Consider the following 18,943-nt stretch of genomic DNA (forward strand, 5'->3'; position numbering starts at 1 on the left):
CCGCACTGTCGCAGCGGATTCCGACATGCCCCGGTGACATTCTAATGGTATTTTATCTGCGGCTTGACCCTGTGTTGGGGAATACGGTCAGCCAGACTTGTCTCGCGTGTTTCACTAAGAGGTGGAGTTGCTTATGTCTGAAGATAGCTATAGAGAAGTCAGTTCGCAATCCTGGGGCAGCCGTCTGGTTAGCTCTTTAACCGGCATGCTCGTGGGTATCGTGCTGGTGGCAGTGGCCGTGGGGCTGCTGTGGTGGAACGAGGGGCGTGCGGTCAACCGTGCCCGTGCACTGGAGGAAGGTCTGGGGCAGGTCGTTTCTGTGGCCGCAGATCGAGTTGACGCAGCCAATCAGGGCTTGCTGGTGCATCTGTCAGGGCATGCCGACACCGACGAGAGCTTGACCGATCCGGTCTTTGGCGTGACGGAGCAGGCAATCAAGTTGCGCCGATCGGTGGAGATGTACCAATGGCGCGAGCACAGTCAATCAGAGACGCGTGAGAAGTTAGGCGGTGGGACCGAGACGGTCACGACTTACACCTATGATCGCGGCTGGGAATCGAGCTTGATCAGTTCGAGCAACTTCAAAAAGCCCGGTGGACATGCCAATCCGGGGCGCATGCCTTATGAAGACTGGAGTCAGACAGCAAATAACGTGGAGGTTGGTGCCTTTCGGCTGTCGCGCGATCAACTTGCAAGTCTCAGTAACTTCAATCCTGTCGATCTGAACGACGCAACCCCGGGGCTGACTCTGCCAGCGGGCGCGGAGCTTTCGGGGTCGGAAATCTATCTTGGGCAAAATCCGGGCGCGCCCGAAATTGGCGATGCGCGAATTCAGTTTGCCGCTGTAACACCTCAAGATATCAGCCTGGTCGCTGTGCAGAAGGGAAACAGTTTCGTTCCCTATCAGGCGTCAAATGGCAACGAGGTGTCCTTGCTTGAATCTGGCACCTATTCCGCGCAGGAGATGTTCCAGAAGGCGCAGGATAGCAACCGGCAGCTGACCTGGATACTGCGGCTGGTGGGCGTGGTGGCGATGTTTATCGGCTTTACGATGTTGTTCGGTACTCTGAGGGTTCTAGCGGCGGTGGTTCCCATGTTTGGGCGCCTGGTTGGCGGGGCGATTGGGCTGGTCGCGGGTATTCTGACCGCCACCATCTCCCTAGTCACCATCGCCTTGGCCTGGATATTCTATCGACCCTTGCTCGGCGGTGGCATGCTGGTGCTGGGTTTGGCTCTGCTGTTTGGGCTCAAGCGTGCAGGTAAAGCGAAGGCACCGGCTGCTCCCGATATGCCAGCAGCAGCGGGAAGTCCACCGCCGCCTCCGCCGCCAGCCTGAGGGGTTTTTTTATACCTTGTTGTTCGGCAACGACCTAAGCGCCGTGCTCGCCACGGTGCACTGCGGTGCCGAAAAAGGCCAGGGCGGTGATGCTTTCCTCGACCTCAAAAAACGCATGGTCGCAGGAGGCACGCACATACATCATGGTGCCAGGCTCGACCGGCTGCTCGTCGCCCTCGACGCGCAGCCGGCCGCGCCCCTTGAGGATAAGATAAAGTTCGTCTTCCTCATGGGCTGAGTCCATGTCTTTGGAACCCTTGGGAACATGGTAAAGGGAACAGCTCAGCGAGGGGGTGTGCAGGAACTCGCGTATCGAGAGCACGTCATCGGGGATCAGCTTCTCGATGTCAGCGAGTTGGAAAATTTCCCAGTCTCCGGTTTGCACGCGGTTCATGGTGCCAGTCCAGGTGTTTGATGTGAAAAGAAGGGCCCTGATGCGTTCACGCGATCAGCGGGTGTTGCCAATCCAGCCCAGGGTTGGATCATAAGAGGGCAGGGCACGGGCGCCAAGCTCTTGGTCGATCATTAAAAGCCCCTGACCCTCGCCCTTGACGATGCGCAGGCGGTCGAGAACATCTTTGACGTTGGCCTCTTCCTCAACCTGCTCCTTGACGAACCAGTCGAGAAAAGCCCCAGCGGCATGGTCGCTGTGCTCCCGGCACAGGCTGACCAGCTCGTTGATGCCTTTGGAGACTTCAAGTTCGTGCTGGTAGGTATCCTCCATCAGGGCTGTTGCGTTCGCCCAGTCCTGCGGTGGCTCGGCAATGGCGGACAAACGCGCGCGCCCGTCGCGGTCAGTTAGAAAGTCGAAAAAGCGTGACACATGGGTGAGTTCTTCCATCGCCTGCACCCGCATCCAGTGGCTGAAGCCGCGCAGGCCCTGATGATCGGCCCAGGCGGCCATCGACAGGTAGAGGTAGGACGAATAGATTTCCTTGTTGATGTGCTGATTGAATTTGTCTTCCAGGTCTTGGGTGATCATGCGGCTGGTCTTCCGGTTGGTTGAGGGTGGGTGAGGTCAGGGAGCTGGCGCTCTGTGGCTTTGATGATCCGGCGTTGGGTCGCGCAAGGCACGAATAATCTGCGTTGCATGCGTATGGGTTTGGGCCAATACGGCGCTGATCCAAGGGGATGGTCCAAGGAGGATGGTCCAAACAATAGCGACGCCTGCTGTCAGGCGAACTCTGATGCTACGCGCTTTATTCCCAGCGAAACAGGTGCGCGGCTAGTCCCATGAGTGCCACCCCGATGCCAAGCAAGAGCCCGATCTGCGGCAGCACCTGGACCAATCCAGCGCCATCGATCATCACCGCTCGCGCCCCATCGACCAGATAGGTGAGTGGAATCAGGTGCGATATGGCCTGGGCCGCAGCACTTGTGCCCTCCATGGAAAACCAGACGCCGGACAGCAGTAGCATGGGCCAGGACAGCAGGTTCAGCAGACCATCAGCCAGTTCCTCGGTGCGCAGGCGCGCGGCCACTGTGAGCCCCAGGCTGATCATGCACAGGGCGCCAGCGGCATAGAGCGCAATCAGCGCCAGGTAGGAGCCGCGCATGGGTGGGTCGAGCAGTAGATAAGCGCCGGCATAGACCAGGGTGCTGGCTCCGAGTACCACAATCAGGCGCGAGAGAACCTGGGCGATCAGGAACTCCATCGGTCGCAGCGGTGTGGCCTTAAGCCGCCGCAGTACGCCGTTTTTGCGATAGCGCACCACCACCCAGCCAACACCCCAGAGGCTTGAGAACATCACATTCATCGCCAGCACGCCGGGCAGCGCCCAGTCGGCGTAGCTGAGCGCCAGGCCGTCGGCCAGTTGGCGCTGGGGCAGGGCGGTGATGGGGCTGTTTGGGTTTGCAGTTGGAAGACTGGTTGTCTGGTATTGCGCCAGCAGTAGCTCTTCGAGAATTGGCGCCTGGGTGGCCTGGGGATTCAGCCAGTAACGGGGTGGGGGCTGGGCGTCGAGCAGCAGATCGAGCTGATGGCGTTCGACTTTTTGAATAGCGGCATCAATGGCCGCGCGCTCATCCAGAACCGCAATGACATTGATTTGCGGCTTCGCCAGGAAGCTGGCCAGCGGACTGTCAGGCGCAGGTGCGCCGATGACGCCAACCTTAAACAGTGGTTGTTGCTGACCGTCGAAAATAAAGGCGAAGGCCAGAATCATCATGACCGGCATGATGAGGTTCCAGATCAGGCCGGCGGAGTCGCGATAGAACTCGCGATTGCGCGCAATGAAAATAGCGTAAATACGTGCCCACATGGCGGTGGCCTCAGTTGCGCAGGCGATGGCCGGTGAGTTTGAGGAACAAGTCTTCGAGATTGGGGGTCTCGACCCGCAGCGCGGTCAGTTCCGCTCCGATGCGCTCAAGTTCATCGAGCATGGGCGGCACCTCGACGGTGGGGATTTCAATCTCGCCATTGCGCACCAGTGCAGCGGCCGGCAAGGCTGTAGCAACAGGCCAGGCACTCTCGGGCAGGCGAATCATGGCGCGCGGGAAGTGCTCGCGCACCAGAGTTTGGGGCACACCCTCGGCGATAATGCGGCCCTGATCAACAATGGCGATGTAGTCGCACAGGCGCTCGGCCTCTTCCATGTAATGGGTGGTGAGCACAATGGTCTTGCCGCGCCGGCGCACGGTCTCGATCAGTCCCCAGAAATTACGCCGCGATTGCGGGTCGAGCCCAGTGGTGGGCTCATCGAGAAACACCAGATCCGGATCATTGACCAACGCGATGGCGAGCAGTAGCCGCTGGCGCTGACCGCCCGAGAGCTTGCGGGTGTCGCGTTTGAGAATATCGGCAAGGTGGCAGAGTTCGATCAACTCATCGCGGTCGGCGCGGCGCCCGTAAAGGCTTGCGAACATGGTCAGCGACTCGCTGACGGTTTGGAATTCTTGCAGCGCCGTGGCCTGGAATTGAATCCCAGTGCGCTCGCGATAGGAGGGATCGAGCGGGCGACCGTCGAACAAAATGGCGCCGCTGGTTGGCGACAGAATGCCCTCGAGCATTTCAAGTGTGGTGGTCTTGCCGGCACCGTTGGGGCCAAGCAGTCCGAAGCACTGGCCACGGCGGACGCGGAATGACAGACCATCAACGGCACGCACGCCGGGATAATCCTTGACCAGATCGCGTGCTTCGAGCAGACAGTCGCCGGGCATTTTGGGGGAGGACAGGCGCATCCCTGCGCCCATGGTGCGTCTTGGTGTCAGACGCTTATTTCTTCTCGGTCTTGCCTTCGTCTTTGCCTTCGCCTTCTTTCATGGTGTTGATGTTGAGCGGTACATAGGCCAGGCAGGTGCGCATATACGCGGTTCCCATCAGCAGGGCGCCACACAGGGTGAACAGGCCAAGTTCTCTATTGAGCAGGTCGGCGACAATCAATGCGCCGCCGAGAATGAAGCGAATGTTGCGGTCTAGCTCACCAACGTTTTGTGTGAAATTCATAGGTCTCTCCTGAAGTTCAGTCGTTTAGGGGTTGCGCAGGGAAGTGATGAGAGCGACGAGCTGCCAAGAACCGGGTCGGTCGCACAAACTTGGAAACTAGATTTGGCACCGGAAATTAGGCATTGGGCCCGATAATCTCTGTGTCGGCTTGGTCGTCGCGATGGTCATGCCGTTGAGGTTCAAGCTGACCGGAATTGGTCAAAAGGTTAAATGTCTTGCGCGCTAATCGCAAGCAGTCTCAACTGACCAATACCATGACAGTATACTGTGCCACAAGTGCTGCTGTCCTTGCGTTCCGACAATCGGCCGCTCTCGCTGTATGGACGCGCCGCACGGCGGCGCCCCGATTTCTTCATGAACCACCGAACCCTAAATTATGCATGGTTTTTCTCTTTCGCGTTGGCTATTTTGGGCGGCTATCGCTTTTTTGCTCTTTCTGGCTGGTCGGCCCTGGTTTGAGCATTGGTTGATCGGCTTTGACGCCGAGCCCCGTGTGGTGACCGCGCGCGGCGACCTGGCCGCCGATGAGCTGGCCACCATCGAGATCTTCGAGCGTGTGAGCCAGTCGGTGGTCTATATCTCAACCATCTCCGAAGTCGCACTGCCTTGGACGCGTAATCTCGCCGAGGTGCGTCGCGGCACCGGCTCGGGCTTCATTTGGGATGAGCTGGGCCATGTGGTAACCAATTACCACGTCGTTGCTGGTGCCTCGCGCGCCCAGGTGCGTCTTGCGGATCAGCGCACCTATGCGGCCAACCTCATTGGTGCGAGCCAGGAGCATGACCTTGCCGTGCTGCGGATCGCCGTGCCCATGGCTGGCCCCAGTCCGGTGATGATCGGCACCAGCGAGGATCTGCGCGTTGGCCAGAAAGTCTTCGCCATCGGCAACCCCTTTGGGCTCGACTACAGCCTGACCACAGGCGTGGTCTCGGCGCTTGATCGCACCATTGTCTCCGAGGATGGCACCGAAATTCGCCGTCTGATTCAGACCGACGCGGCCATCAATCCCGGCAATTCCGGCGGGCCGCTGATCGACAGCGCCGGGCGTCTGATTGGCGTGAACACCGCCATTTTCAGCCCGACCGGAGGGTTCTCCGGTATCGGCTTTTCGGTGCCGGTGAATACCGTCAATCGGGTGGTGCCACAGTTGATTGCCTACGGGCGCTACATTCGCCCGCGCCTTGGCATTTTTGCCGACGATGACGCCAGCCGCGCGGTGTTGAAGGAGTTGGGTCTGAGCGGGGTGCTGGTGCTGCGCGTCGAGTCTGGCTCTCCGGCAGACCGCGCCGGGCTGCGCGCCACCCGCCTGACGGCGGGTGGAGGGGTTGTTCCCGGCGACATCATCCAGTCTGTGAATGGGCGAAAACTCGCCAACATGGCCGACTTGATCGAGATTCTGGAGGATTTTCAGATTGGCGATCAGGTCAGTCTCGGCCTCTGGCGCGGTGGCCAGACACTGGAACTGCCAGTCAGTCTGGGCGGAGAGTTGCCACGTTTGGACTAATGGCGCAGGCTCAATTAAGTCCGCACATGCCGCTTGGGCAGCAGCCGCCGGTGCCGCAGGCGGGTGCGGGTGCCATCCCGCTGCCCAGGCTGTTGCTGGAAATCAGGTTGCCGCCATTGGCCATGCGATAGACGGGCGTATTCTCCGGCGTGTCGCCACAGGGAATCTGGGCTTGAGCACAAAGCTCACCCCAGGTAGCCAGTGACTCGCTCATGCGGTGGCTAACCTCCACGACCTGGCCATTGGCATCGCAGCGATAGTCGTAAGTGGGCATGGTTGTACCTCGTTCGCGTAGAAAAGATTGAATATCAGGGTTTTCTAATGTACCCAATTATAGCGAAAAACCGCTCTGGGCAAAGACCTTGTCCGCCGACTCGGGAAGACCCTGGCAGTGGCACCCTATCGATTTCGTCCGTGCTCAGGCTGTTTGACCCGGACAGCCAGGCAGATGCTCGGCAAGCCAGTCGCGGACCTGGGGCGAAGAACGCGAACCGCTGAAGCGACCCTGCTCCTCGCCAGCGCAGAACAGTATCACCGTCGGAAAGCCACGCACGCGAAAGCGCCCGGCAAGTTTCATGTTCTCGCCCTCATCCACTTCGACTTGGGCGAGGCGCAGGCGCCCGTCGTACTCATCAATCAAACGGAACAGATGGGGTGCGAGTGCGTGACAGGGACTGCACCAGTCGGCCCAGAAATCCACCAACACCGGGATGCGATGCGAAGCGTCCAGCACGGAGGAATCGAAGCCCTCAAGTCCGGTGCTAAACGCGTGGGAGCTGTCATAAAGCGGCGAAGACATAGTAAAGTGAATCCTTAAAATATTCCTGTAATAGATTAATACAAAATGCTAATTACCGCATTTATTGAGCGCTTGCGTCAGGTCAATCTGCCGCCAAGCGGATACGCTCGTGGGCGTTCGTGCTATGATTGCGAGTTTAGCGAACTTGCCGACTTCCCGCCTGCGGGCTCCCGCATCTTGACGGCAAATTCTTAATCATCACCCCAACCCCATATCCAGCGAACTCGCTGACAAGCCACGCCCATGCCGGATTTTGCCAAGGAAGTCCTGACCGTCAATCTCGAAGACGAGATGCGGCAGTCGTATCTCGATTACGCCATGAGCGTGATCGTCGGCCGCGCGCTGCCCGATGTGCGCGATGGCCTCAAGCCCGTCCATCGTCGCGTGCTTTTCGCGATGAACGAACTCGGCAACGATTGGAACAAGCCCTATAAGAAATCCGCCCGCGTGGTCGGTGATGTGATCGGTAAGTACCACCCGCATGGGGATACGGCGGTTTACGACACCATTGTCCGCATGGCGCAGCCGTTCTCGATGCGCTACATGCTGGTGGACGGGCAGGGCAACTTCGGCTCGGTCGATGGCGACTCACCCGCCGCCATGCGTTATACCGAAGTGCGCATGGCGCGCATCGCGCACAGTCTGCTCGATGACCTCGACAAAGAAACCGTCGATTTCATCCCGAACTACGACGAGTCCGAGTACGAGCCGACGGTCCTGCCGGCGCGCTTCCCGAATCTGCTGGTCAATGGTTCGTCCGGTATCGCCGTGGGCATGGCGACCAACATCCCGCCGCACAATCTTGGCGAAATTATCGATGCTTGCCTGAAGTTGATCGATGAACCCCTGACAACGCTTGATGAGCTGATCGATCTGGTGCCGGGGCCGGACTTCCCGACCGCCGCCATAATCAATGGTGTGCGCGGCATCCGCGAGGCCTATCGCACCGGGCGTGGGCGCATTCAACTGCGTGCGCGCTCCGAGGTCGAAACCCTGAAGCGTAGCGGGCGCGAGGCCATCGTGGTCACCGAGCTGCCGTATCAGGTCAATAAGGCCCGAATGCTTGAGAAGATGGCCGAATTGGTCAAGGAGAAAAAGCTCGAGGGCATCGCCGAGCTGCGTGATGAGTCCGACAAGGACGGCATGCGGATGGTGATCGAGATCAAGCGCGATCATTATCCCGATGTGGTGCTGAACAACCTGTATCAGCACACCAACATGCAGACGGTGTTCGGCATCAATATGGTCGGCCTGGTCGATGGCCAGCCGCGACTGCTGAATCTTAAGCAACTGCTGGAATACTTCCTGCGCCACCGCCGCGATGTGGTGACCCGGCGCACGCTCTACGAACTGCGCAAGGCACGCGATCGCGCACATCTGTTGGAAGGTTTCACGGTCGCACTGGCGAACATCGACGAGGTGATCGCGCTCATTAAAGCCTCCGCCAGCCCGGCTGATGCGCGTGAGGGCCTGATGGCGCGCACCTGGGCACCGGGGCAGGTCACTGGCATGCTCGAGCGCGCCGGCGCCGCCCCATCGTCAATCGAGTCCCGCCCGGATGAGCTTGACCCGAGCTTCGGGCTGATCGGGGAGGGCGATCAATCCGGTCGTTATCGCCTGAGCGAACGCCAGGCGCGCGCCATTCTCGATCTGCAACTCCAGCGCCTGACCGGTCTAGAACAAGATAAGATTATCAAGGAGTACGGTGAGATTCTTCAGAAGATCTCTGAGCTTCTGGAAATTCTCCGTAATCCTGAGCGCCTGATGCAGGTCATCCGCGACGAGCTCACCGCCATTCGCGATCAATACGCGGACGCGCGCCGCACTGAGATCGTCACCGATCAGACCGACCTGACGCTGCTCGACCTGATCGCGCCCGAGGATATGGTGGTGACGCTCTCGCACGCTGGCTATATTAAGGCGCAGCCTTTGTCCGAGTATCAGGCGCAGCGGCGCGGCGGCAAAGGGCGCATCGCGGCCACCACCAAAGACGAAGACTTCATCGACCGGCTGTTCGTGGCCAATTCCCACGACACCGTGCTGTGCTTTTCGAGCTTCGGTAAGGTCTACTGGCTCAAGGTCTACGAGTTACCGCAGTCAGGGCGTGGCGCGCGCGGACGGCCCGTTGTCAACCTGCTGTCACTCGAGCAGGGCGAGCGCATCAACGCCACTCTGCCGGTGGCCGAGTACGATCAGGACCGCTTCATCTTCATGGCCACGAGCAAGGGCACGGTCAAGAAGACGCCCATCAGCGACTTCTCGCGTCCGCTCTCGCGCGGCCTGATCGCCATCGACCTGCACGAGGACGAATATCTGATCGGCGTGGCGGTGACCGACGGGCACCAGGATATGATGCTCTTCACCAGTGCCGGCAAGGCGGTCCGCTTCAACGAGGAGGCCGTCCGCTCCATGGGCCGCACCGCCCACGGCGTGCGCGGCGTGACGCTCGAAGAAGGCCAGCGGGTCATTTCGCTTGTCATCGCCGAACCAGGTGCTGTGCTGACAGTGACCGAGAAGGGCTACGGCAAGCGCACGCCGGTGGAAGAGTTCCCAACCAAGGGCCGCGGCGGCAAGGGCGTGATCGCCATTCGCACCAGCGAGCGCAATGGCGAACAAATCAGTGCGGTGCTGGTGCGCCCGGGCGATGAGATCATGCTGATCACCGATGGCGGCACCCTGGTGCGCACCGCCGTCGACGGCATCTCGCTGCTCGGTCGCAGCACCCAGGGCGTGCGCCTGATCAACTTAGGCGAAGGCCAACGCCTGGCCGGCATTGAGCGGATTGTGGCGCTCAATGGTGATGGCGACGAGGGTGAGGGCGGCGGGAACGGAGAGGACGGTGACCCACCGATGATCGACCCCGATTCCGAACAAATTGATGGACCAGATGCCGGAGGCGGGGAGGTTGAGGATTAGGCGTCAATGTGCTGATTCCCCAACCCGAGCCGGCTTCGCTGTCGATTAACCATTGGAGAAGACTGAATGACCCGACCCTATAACTTTAGCGCCGGCCCGGCGATGCTACCTGAACCCGTGCTGCAGCGCGCGCGCGAGGAAATGCTCGACTGGCACGGCAGTGGCATGTGTCCAGCCGAGATGAGCCATCGCGGTAAGGAGTTCATGTCCATCGCCGAACGTGCCGAGACGGATCTGCGCGAACTGCTCGGCATTTCAGATGATTACCGGGTGCTTTTCCTGCAGGGCGGGGCATCGAGTCAGTTCGCTATGGTGCCGATGAATCTGCTGCGCGGACATACCAGCGCGGATTACATCAATACCGGCAGCTGGTCGAAAAAGGCCATTGCCGAGGCGCGGCGCTTTTGTACGCCATCCATCGCGGCCAGCACCGAAGATGATCGCTTCAGCCGCGCGCCGGTGCAGGATGAACTCAAGCTCTCGTCCGACGCGGCCTACGTGCATTACACGCCGAACGAGACCATCGAAGGGGTCGAATTCCCGGACATTCCCGACACCGGCGATGTACCTTTGGTCGCCGATATGTCCTCTACGCTCCTGTCTCGACCGCTGGATGTCTCGCGCTTCGGGCTCATCTATGCCGGGGCGCAGAAGAACATCGGTCCGGCCGGGCTGACCATTGTCATTTTGCGCGCGGATCTGATCGGCGAAACCCTGCCGGGGACGCCGGCCATGTTTGATTATGGCATCCATGCCAAGAATGACTCCATGTACAACACCCCGCCAACCTACGCCTGGTATCTGGCCGGCCTGGTGTTTGCCTGGTTGAAGGAACTCGGCGGATTGGAAGCCATGGCCGAGATCAACCGACGCAAGGCAGCCAAGCTGTATGCTGCGATTGATGATTCAAAGTTCTACGCCAATCCGGTCGAACTGCGTGCGCGCTCCTGGATGAATGTGCCTTTTACCCTGGCTGACCCGAATCTGGACGGAGACTTTCTCGCCGGTGCCAAAGATGCCGGGCTGCTGACACTCAAGGGCCATCGCTCGGTCGGCGGTATGCGCGCCAGCATCTACAATGCCATGCCGGAGGCGGGCGTTGAGGCGCTGGTTGATTTCATGCGCGAGTTTGAGCGCACTCGAGGCTAGCGGGGGCAGGGGACCAACATGTTCAAGATTCTGACGCTGAATAACATCTCTCTGGCCGGCCTGGAACGCCTGCCGCGTGATCACTTCGAGATTGCCTCGGAAATCGCCCATCCCGACGGTATTCTGGTGCGCTCAGCCAAGATGCACGACATGGACATCCCCGACAGTGTCCAGGCTATTGGTCGTGCCGGTGCCGGGGTCAATAACATCCCGCTTGAAAAGATGAGCGAGCGCGGTGTGGCGGTGTTCAATGCCCCTGGCGCCAATGCCAATGCGGTTAAGGAGCTGGTGCTTGCCGGCATGCTGATCGCGGCGCGCAATCTTGCCCAAGGCTGGTCATTCGCGCGCGGCCTTTCGGGCGAGGATGCTGCCATCAGCAAGGCGGTCGAAGCGGGCAAGAAAGATTTTGTCGGCTTTGAACTGCCCGGGCGCACCCTGGGGGTCATCGGCCTCGGTGCCATCGGCGTACTGGTAGCCAATGCCGCGCGTGCGCTGGGTATGAAGGTGATCGGTTATGATCCCAGCATCACGGTACGCAGTGCCTGGAAGCTGGAATCCGACGTGCAGGCGGCGGTGTCCATCGACGATCTGGTGTCGCGCTCGGACTTTATCAGCTTTCATGTGCCTCTCACCGAGCACACCCGCCACATGATCAATGCCGAGCGTATCGCCGCCATGCCCGATGGAGCTGTACTGCTGAATTTCTCCCGTGATGGCATCATCGACGACCAGGCTGCTGTGGCTGCGCTAAACAGCGGCAAGCTCTATGCGTATGTTTGCGATTTCCCCAGCAATCTGCTGAAGGATCATCCGCGCGTGGTGACCCTGCCGCATCTCGGCGCATCCACCCGCGAGGCCGAGGAAAACTGTGCGGTCATGGTGGCCGATCAGTTGCGCGCCTATCTGGCGGATGGCAATGTGCGCAATTCGGTGAACTTCCCCGAGATCGATCTTCCCCGCAACGGTGGCTACCGCGTTTCAGTGGTGAACAGCAATGTGCCCAACATGGTGGGGCAGATTTCCACACTGTTAGCCGAGTCTGGTTTGAATATCATCGATATGCTCAATCGCTCGCGCGGGGATCTGGCGGTGACCTTGATCGACATCGATCAGGCATGCCAGGATGCGACGCTTGATCAAATCCGTGGAATTAAGGGCGTGCTGCGGGTGCGGGCCTTGGGTTAAGCCGATGACTGATCCCACCGCTCGCCTGAAAGCGGTGCGCGAGCGCATCGACGCCACCGATGCCGAGATTCTGCGGCTGTTATCGGAGCGCGCGCGTTGTGCGCAGGAAGTTGCCGAGATTAAATCGGCCCAGGCACCCCAGACCCACTTTTATCGCCCTGAGCGAGAAGCCGAGATTCTGCGCCGCATCAAGGCGGAGAATCCAGGCCCGCTGCATGACGAGGAAGTCGCGCGCCTGTTTCGCGAGATCATGTCGGCCTGTCTGGCGCTCGAAAAACCTCTGTCAGTGGCCTATCTTGGCCCCGAGGGCACCTTCACCCAGGCCGCTGCGCTCAAGCACTTCGGCCATTCTGTGCACACGCTTCCGTTTGGCGCCATCGGCGACATTTTTCGCGAGGTCGAAGCGGGCTCCTGCCATTTTGGCGTCGTACCAGTGGAGAACTCCACCGAGGGCGTGGTTAGCCACACGCTTGACACCTTCATGCAGTCGCCCTTGCACATCGCTGGCGAGGTCACCCTGCGCATTCATCATCATCTAATGAGCTGCGCCACCAGCCTGGCCGGTGTGCAACGGGTCTACTCCCATCAGCAATCGCTCGCCCAGTGCCGCGCCTGGCTTGATCGGCATTTGCCGCAGGCCGAGCGCATTCCGGTCGGTAGCAATGCCGAGGCCGCGCGGCTGGTAGCCAACACCGAGGGTGCTGGCGCCGTCGCTGGCGAGGCGGCGGCGGAACTCTATCAGCTTAATCTGCTGGCCAACCGCATTGAGGACGACCCGCGCAACACCAGCCGCTTTCTGATCATTGGCCCCGAGGACGCGCCACCAAGCGGCAAGGACAAAACCAGCCTGCTGCTATCCTGTCGCAATGAGGCCGGCGGTCTCTATCGGCTATTGACTCCCATGGCTGAGCACGCCATCAGCATGACCCGGATCGAATCACGCCCCTCGCGTCAGGGCGTCTGGGATTATGTGTTTTTTGTCGATTTATGCGGTCATCGCGACGATGCGCAGGTGGCAGCTGCGCTCGAGAAGCTCAAAACCTCAGCCAATCTGTTCAAGATTCTCGGCTCCTATCCAGAAGCTGTGCTCTAAGCCGCAGCCGCCGAGAATTACCGCGCCAAACCAGCAACGATATTCCACGATGTCCCGAACCGAATCAGCCTTTCATCCCAGCCCGGCTCCGCAAATTGCGGCGCTGAACCCCTATGTGCCCGGCAAGCCGATCTCCGAACTGGAGCGCGAACTCGGCATTCGCGAGTCGGTCAAACTCGCCTCGAACGAAAACCCACTTGGGCCGGGCGACAAGGCGCGCGCGGCCTATGCTCAGGCGGCGATGGATCTGGGGCGTTATCCCGATGGCGGCGGCTTCGCGCTGCGTCAAGCCATTGCCCGTCATCATGGTGTCGATGCTGGCATGGTCACCATCGGCAATGGGTCCAATGATGTACTGGACATGGTGGCGCGGACCTTTCTGCACCCTGGGCGAGAGTCAGTGTTCTCTCAGCATGCCTTCGCCGTCTATCCCATCGCCATTCAGGCCGTCGGCGCGACCCCTCGCATTGCACCAGCGCGTGACTATGGCCATGACCTGGACGCCATGGCAGCGCTGATCAACGATAAGACCGACGTGGTTTGGATCGCCAACCCCAATAACCCGACTGGCACCTGGCTGACGGCTGCGCCGCTGAAAGACTTCATCGCCAGCCTGCCCAAGACTTGCATCTGCGTGCTTGATGAAGCCTACATTGAATATGTATCAGACCCGGATTTCCCCAATGGGGTGGACTGGCTGGCCGATTTCCCCAACCTGATCATCACCAGGACCTTCTCAAAAATTCATGGTCTGGCAGCGCTAAGGGTTGGTTATAGCCTGAGCCACCCGCAGGCGGCAGAGTTGATGAACCGGGTGCGTCATCCCTTCAATGTCAACGCTCCCGCTCAGGCCGCCGCCATCGCAGCGCTCGATGATGCCCCACATATCGCGCGATCAGCCGAGCTGAACCGGGCGGGTCTGGCGCAGCTTAGCGCTGGCTTGCAGGCGCTCGGGCTTGCTGTGATCCCGTCGCTCGGCAATTTCGTCACCGTCGATCTTGGCCGCCCGGTCGGTCCGGTCGATCAGGCGTTGCTGCGCGAAGGCGTCATCTGCCGCCCAGTGGCCAATTATGGCTTGCCGAATCATCTGCGCATCAGCATTGGGCTTGAGGCAGAAAATGCCCGATGCCTAGCGGCACTTGAAAAGGTGCTGGCGGCATGATTGACCGCCTGGCGGTGATTGGCGTCGGGCTGATCGGCGGCTCGCTGGCGCGGGCGCTGCGAGCAGCGGGGCAGGTTGGCGAGATCATCGGCTGTGGCCGCTCGCAGGAGAATCTTGAACTCGCCCTTGAGCTGGGCGTGATCGACCGCTATGCGCAAGATCCAGCCATCGCAGTGCGAGATGCGGATATTGTCTTTCTGGCTGTGCCCATGGGCGCCATGCGCGAGTTGCTGGCCAGCATTGGCCCGCACCTGGCCACCAATGCGCTGGTTACCGACGGTGGCAGCGTCAAAAACAGCATTGTTGCCGATGCCCGTGTGGCATTCGGCTGCATGCCGCCCTGGTTTGTCCCGGGTCATCCCATCGCCGGTACCGAGCGCAGCGGGGTAGGGGCCTCATTTCCCGAGCTTTTCCGTCAGCGTCGGGTGATCCTGACCCCACTGCCGGAAACCGACCCAAAGGCCACCGCCCGAGTGCGCGCCATGTGGCAGGCCACGGGGGCCGAGGTGAGCGAAATGACTGTCGCCCATCATGACGAAGTCCTGGCCGCTACCAGCCACTTACCGCACATGCTCGCCTTCGGCCTCGTCGATGCCCTGACCCGCATGGACTGTAGTGATGAGATTTTCCGCTACGCCGCCGGCGGCTTTCGCGACTTTACCCGCATCGCCTCCAGCAACCCGGTGATGTGGCGCGACATCTGCATCGCCAACCGCGACAGTCTGAGCGCCATGCTCGCGCGCTTCAGCACCGAGATGAGCGATCTCGCCGCCAGCATTCGTGATGCCGACGGCGAGCATCTGCTAGAAGTCTTCGCCCGCGCCAAGGCGGCGCGGGATGGTTTTGTCGACGGCGGAAAATCCTTGGCTGAACACAACTGAGGTAGCTCAAGCTGGTTCCGTCCGCACTCCAGCCTTGGCCTCTTCCAAAATCCCTTGTTCTCCTTCTGACTTGGCAATAATCACCGCGCCGCAGGAGTCGCTGGTGATATTGACTGTGGTGCGCATCATATCGAGCAGTCGGTCGACCGCAAGCACCAGGCCGATGCCTTCGAGCGGCAGGCCGACCGCCGAGAGAATAATGGCGATTGCCACCAGGCTGGCGGCGGGAATGCCGGCTACGCCAATGGAGGTGGTCAGCGCTAGCAACACCACCACCAGTTGGGTGGCCAGACCCATCTCGATACCATAGGCCTGCGCGATGAAAAGCACCACCACGCATTCATAGAGCGCGGTGCCGTCCATATTCACTGTCGCGCCCAGAGGCAACACAAAACTGCTGGTGCGATTGGATACCCCGGCGTTTTTCTCCACGCACTCCATGGTAATTGGCAGTGTCGCCGAGGATGATGCCGTCGAAAAGGCCGTGAGCTGCGCGGCGCTGACCGCACGATAATGCCGCAGCGGGCTGACGCCACCGACAAAGCGCAGCAGCAGGGGCAGGGTGATGAAAAAATGGATGCTGAGCGCCAGCACCACGGTAAAGAAGAATTTGGCCATGGGGATGAAAGCCTCCAGCCCCGTGCTGGCGACCGTTTTGGCGACCAGCGCAAGAACCCCGATGGGAGCAAATTTCATCACCAGATCGGTGATCTTGATCATGATCTGGAACATGCCGTTAAAAAAATTGAACTGAGCATCGCGATAGGGCGCATCGACGCGGCTCATGAAAAACCCATAAAGTAGGCTGAAAAAGATCAGTCCCAGCATCTGCCCGGCGCTGGCAGCTTCGATCACATTGGTCGGGATCATGCGCAGGAAAATTTCGACAATATCGCTGGTGCCCTTGTCGGCAAAGCGTTCGGCCAGGGCACCGCTGTCGGCTTGCAGACCAAAGATCTCGGCGGCGCTGCCGTCGACCACCCCCGGCTGGATCAGATTGACCACCGACAGACCCACAATAACGGCCAGAAAACTCGTCAGCACATAGTAGCCCAGGGTTTTCAAACCGAGCCGCCCGAGGGCGTCGGACTCACCAACACCAGCAATGCCGATGATGATCGAGGAGATAATCAGCGGCACCACCAGCATTTTCAGCGCATTCAAAAAGAGCGCGCCAACAAAGGAATAAACCGAATGGAAGCTGACCCCAAACAGGCTGGCCTCTTCACCAGTGAGTAAACCAAATAGCACGCCAAGCGCGAGGCCGAGCAGAATCTGCCAATGCAGTTTGAGTTTCAGGATCGTCATGAGCTTCTCCAGCGGAAGAGTCTGTGATGGGCGTTGATCGATCATCAAAAGCCCGCCGTCGGGCTGAACCCTGAAGATCGCATATCGGATATTATTCGTGATCGTCGACTCGTGCTATGATGCCCGGTTAGAACGTTCTTGCAACACCCGCCATCAGCGCGGCGGGCCATGCTTCCGGGGCAGGTAGATTCATGGGTTTTCGTGTTTTCTATTTGATCAACCGTTCGGGCGAATGCGTCTCTTCAACCAGCGCAGTGGCCATGAGTCCAAAGCAAATCTGCGAGCAGATGATCGCCCGCCTGAATTCGCCTGACGACTATCTGGGTATCCTCGACGACGAAGATCGCGTAGTGCAGATTCTGCCCGAGCCAGAACAGTCGCGCTACTACATCGAGGTGCCCTTGGAAGCCGCCAAGGCGTCTTACGGGCGCTATGTCGACCGCGAAGAGTTGCTGGAGCTGATCTTGCACCTACCAGGGCAGCTCGACGAGCGCAGCATCCCAGGGTTGACTTATAAACCCTGGTAGATCAAGTGCGGTCGCCATTTTGGCACCGAATCGCATGAAGTTTGCGCATCAGTATCTCGTCCCAGCCGTCACCAACCAGACCTTCGAGCAATCCGACCTGCGCAAAGCCGCAGCGGCGATAAAAAGCCAGCGCCGACTGGTTAAATGTCGATACCGTCAGCCAGATATTGCGCCAATCTTCAGGGCCATTGTGTTCGAAAGCGACAAGTGCCCTACGACCGATTCCCTGTCCTTGGTACTCAGGGAAGACGGCAAAGATTGAGATCAACGGGCCAAGCAGCCAGGGCTCACGGATTCGCATGAGCCCAACGCGACGCCCCCGGGCCAAAATGGACAAAGAGCGATCCGTGTCGGACGCGGTTCCAATACGTTTGGCAAGATCCTGTTTGTTATAGTCCATGCGACTCCATGGCTCAATGCTGACCAGTATCGCGGCGATGTCCTCGGCTTCTCGCGGGCTGAGCGCAGACGCATCCAGGGTGACCTCGGCGTCCTTATTCACCCGTGCCTTCCCCAAACAGGCGGTCATAGCGAGCATTGTCACCGGGGCGAAGCTCATAACAGCTTTGCGCACTAACCGGTTGACCTGCCAGAAGCAGATCGCTGACGGTGACAAAGCGATAGCCATCCGCTTGCAATTGCGGGATAAATTGCGGGAGCGCTGCGGCGGTATTCCATCCCCGGCCATTGGCATGCGCGATCACAATGGAACCGGAACTGGACTTGACGCCATTGAGCACCTGTCGGGCAATGCCGGCGGCGGACTGTCCGCGGGCCGGGTCGCCGGTGACGACAGTCCATTGGATCGCAGCCAGACCATAGTCGGCCAAGGCGTCCAGGGACTCCTGACTGCATGTTCCGTAGGGAAAGCGAAAGGTGGTCGGATAGCGCGGAATCCTTGCCATCTCATTAGAGCCCGCTGCGCGAGTACACGAGCGAGCGGCTAATTCGTCGCGCAATTGGGCATACTGAGCCTGGGTCCAGGTGATCTGGCGGCGCATGGCCGCACCGGTCAGCACCCGCATGTTGCCGTGCGACCAGGCGTGGTTACCAACCTCAAACAAAGGGTCTGCCATCAGTTGCATGGCCTGTTGCGGATGGGTTTTCATCCACTTGCCGCCGGCGTAAAAGGTTGCTGGAATACGGTGTTGGCGCAGATAGTTGATGGTATCGGCCTGATAGCCGGTGCGCTCATTGGCCTGTTCGCACAGATCGAAAGTCAGAGCGACCCATTTTTGGCCCGCTGGCCTGCTGTTTGATTGGGCCAGATCCACCGAGCGGATCGATCCGCGCAAATACGACGGCAGAGGAGGGAGCGCCATGGCCGCGCGCTGGATCGCATCCGGGGATGGTCCGTCCAGATCGACCGGAAGAGGTTTTTGAATACCTTGAGTTGGTCCCGAAAGCTCCGTCTCGGACCAGCACTGTTGCAGAATGGCCGCCGAACCGACCGCTTGAGAACCGGCACCCGTGGGAAGAAAAGGATCAGCAAGTGCCGCTGGTTGGGAACAACCGCCGAGCAGCAGAGTCAGCGCGAGCAGGCCAGCGATTTGCTGCAACCTGTGATAGCCACGCAAGATAGACATGTCTGACATCGACTGGCTTCCTGTGCCGAGCATGGGCGTCGGACTTCACGAA

The 18,943-nt window shown here is 59.9% G+C and carries 20 protein-coding genes; 10 read left to right on the top strand and 10 right to left on the bottom strand.

What is annotated here, in order from left to right:
- The first annotated feature begins 133 nt into the window (after positions 1-133).
- Positions 134-1,336, top strand: a complete 1,203-nt coding sequence (locus Thiofri_RS12215) for a TMEM43 family protein (RefSeq protein ID WP_009151587.1) — start codon at positions 134-136, stop codon at positions 1,334-1,336.
- Positions 1,337-1,370: 34 nt separating this feature from the next.
- Here Thiofri_RS12215 and Thiofri_RS12220 read toward each other — a convergent pair whose 3' ends face one another.
- From Thiofri_RS12220 to Thiofri_RS12240, 5 genes are all read right to left on the bottom strand, one after another.
- On the bottom strand, positions 1,371-1,730 hold the full coding sequence (locus Thiofri_RS12220; RefSeq protein WP_009151586.1) for a cupin domain-containing protein: 360 nt from the start codon (positions 1,728-1,730) through the stop codon (positions 1,371-1,373).
- 54 nt (positions 1,731-1,784) lie between these two features.
- On the bottom strand, positions 1,785-2,318 hold the full coding sequence (locus Thiofri_RS12225; protein WP_009151585.1) for a ferritin: 534 nt from the start codon (positions 2,316-2,318) through the stop codon (positions 1,785-1,787).
- A 217-nt stretch (positions 2,319-2,535) separates the two neighbouring features.
- A complete protein-coding gene (locus Thiofri_RS12230) occupies positions 2,536-3,597 on the bottom strand; it encodes an ABC transporter permease (protein WP_009151584.1) in 1,062 nt (353 codons plus the stop codon).
- Positions 3,598-3,607: 10 nt separating this feature from the next.
- Complete coding sequence (locus Thiofri_RS12235) at positions 3,608-4,528, bottom strand: ABC transporter ATP-binding protein (RefSeq protein WP_009151583.1); 921 nt, start codon at positions 4,526-4,528, stop codon at positions 3,608-3,610.
- 22 nt (positions 4,529-4,550) lie between these two features.
- A complete protein-coding gene (locus Thiofri_RS12240; RefSeq protein WP_009151582.1) occupies positions 4,551-4,781 on the bottom strand; it encodes a YgaP family membrane protein in 231 nt (76 codons plus the stop codon).
- 267 nt (positions 4,782-5,048) lie between these two features.
- Here Thiofri_RS12240 and Thiofri_RS12245 point away from each other — a divergent pair, with 267 nt between their 5' ends.
- Both Thiofri_RS12245 and Thiofri_RS12250 read left to right on the top strand, forming a co-directional pair.
- The gene (locus Thiofri_RS12245) at positions 5,049-5,240 is read left to right on the top strand and encodes a hypothetical protein (protein ID WP_190275892.1); all 192 of its coding nucleotides are present in this window, start codon (positions 5,049-5,051) and stop codon (positions 5,238-5,240) included.
- A 7-nt stretch (positions 5,241-5,247) separates the two neighbouring features.
- Positions 5,248-6,285 (top strand): S1C family serine protease, encoded by a 1,038-nt coding sequence (locus tag Thiofri_RS12250; protein WP_223296882.1) that lies wholly within the window; start codon positions 5,248-5,250, stop codon positions 6,283-6,285.
- A gap of 10 nt (positions 6,286-6,295) precedes the next feature.
- On the opposite strand, the gene Thiofri_RS12255 is transcribed toward Thiofri_RS12250, so the two are convergent.
- Both Thiofri_RS12255 and Thiofri_RS12260 read right to left on the bottom strand, forming a co-directional pair.
- Positions 6,296-6,559, bottom strand: coding sequence for an FmdB family zinc ribbon protein (locus Thiofri_RS12255; RefSeq protein ID WP_009151580.1), 264 nt, complete (start codon positions 6,557-6,559; stop codon positions 6,296-6,298).
- Positions 6,560-6,703: 144 nt separating this feature from the next.
- Positions 6,704-7,084 (bottom strand): thioredoxin family protein, encoded by a 381-nt coding sequence (locus Thiofri_RS12260; protein WP_009151579.1) that lies wholly within the window; start codon positions 7,082-7,084, stop codon positions 6,704-6,706.
- 243 nt (positions 7,085-7,327) lie between these two features.
- Between Thiofri_RS12260 and gyrA the strand changes: the two genes are divergently transcribed.
- The 6 genes from gyrA (at position 7,328) to Thiofri_RS12290 (ending at position 15,470) form a co-directional block, all read left to right on the top strand.
- On the top strand, positions 7,328-10,000 hold the full coding sequence (gene gyrA / locus Thiofri_RS12265; protein ID WP_009151578.1) for a DNA gyrase subunit A: 2,673 nt from the start codon (positions 7,328-7,330) through the stop codon (positions 9,998-10,000).
- Positions 10,001-10,066: 66 nt separating this feature from the next.
- The gene (serC, locus tag Thiofri_RS12270; protein WP_009151577.1) at positions 10,067-11,149 is read left to right on the top strand and encodes a 3-phosphoserine/phosphohydroxythreonine transaminase; all 1,083 of its coding nucleotides are present in this window, start codon (positions 10,067-10,069) and stop codon (positions 11,147-11,149) included.
- Between the two features lie 18 nt (positions 11,150-11,167).
- Entirely contained in the window at positions 11,168-12,334 is a 1,167-nt protein-coding gene (locus Thiofri_RS12275; RefSeq protein WP_009151576.1) for a phosphoglycerate dehydrogenase, read from the top strand.
- Positions 12,335-12,338: 4 nt separating this feature from the next.
- Positions 12,339-13,427: a prephenate dehydratase gene (gene pheA, locus Thiofri_RS12280; RefSeq protein WP_040858594.1), complete on the top strand. Its 1,089-nt coding sequence runs from the start codon at positions 12,339-12,341 to the stop codon at positions 13,425-13,427.
- A 49-nt stretch (positions 13,428-13,476) separates the two neighbouring features.
- Entirely contained in the window at positions 13,477-14,589 is a 1,113-nt protein-coding gene (gene hisC, locus Thiofri_RS12285; RefSeq protein ID WP_009151574.1) for a histidinol-phosphate transaminase, read from the top strand.
- Positions 14,586-15,470 carry a prephenate dehydrogenase gene (locus Thiofri_RS12290; protein WP_009151573.1) on the top strand — a complete coding sequence of 295 codons (885 nt, stop codon included), beginning with the start codon at positions 14,586-14,588 and terminating at the stop codon, positions 15,468-15,470. Before hisC ends, Thiofri_RS12290 begins: the two co-directional genes overlap by 4 nt.
- A 6-nt stretch (positions 15,471-15,476) precedes the next feature.
- Here the strand turns inward: Thiofri_RS12290 and Thiofri_RS12295 are convergent, their stop codons facing one another.
- Entirely contained in the window at positions 15,477-16,778 is a 1,302-nt protein-coding gene (locus Thiofri_RS12295) for a dicarboxylate/amino acid:cation symporter (RefSeq protein WP_009151572.1), read from the bottom strand.
- A gap of 260 nt (positions 16,779-17,038) precedes the next feature.
- On the opposite strand from Thiofri_RS12295, the gene Thiofri_RS12300 reads away from it, so the two are divergent.
- A complete protein-coding gene (locus Thiofri_RS12300; protein ID WP_313778892.1) occupies positions 17,039-17,305 on the top strand; it encodes a hypothetical protein in 267 nt (88 codons plus the stop codon).
- Position 17,306: 1 nt separating this feature from the next.
- Here Thiofri_RS12300 and Thiofri_RS12305 read toward each other — a convergent pair whose 3' ends face one another.
- Positions 17,307-17,705: a GNAT family N-acetyltransferase gene (locus tag Thiofri_RS12305; protein WP_190275887.1), complete on the bottom strand. Its 399-nt coding sequence runs from the start codon at positions 17,703-17,705 to the stop codon at positions 17,307-17,309.
- A gap of 94 nt (positions 17,706-17,799) precedes the next feature.
- Complete coding sequence (locus Thiofri_RS12310) at positions 17,800-18,900, bottom strand: polysaccharide deacetylase family protein (RefSeq protein WP_009151569.1); 1,101 nt, start codon at positions 18,898-18,900, stop codon at positions 17,800-17,802.
- Between the last annotated feature and the right edge of the window lie 43 nt (positions 18,901-18,943).

It is taken from the genome of Thiorhodovibrio frisius, assembly GCF_033954835.1.
Taxonomy (GTDB): domain Bacteria; phylum Pseudomonadota; class Gammaproteobacteria; order Chromatiales; family Chromatiaceae; genus Thiorhodovibrio; species Thiorhodovibrio frisius.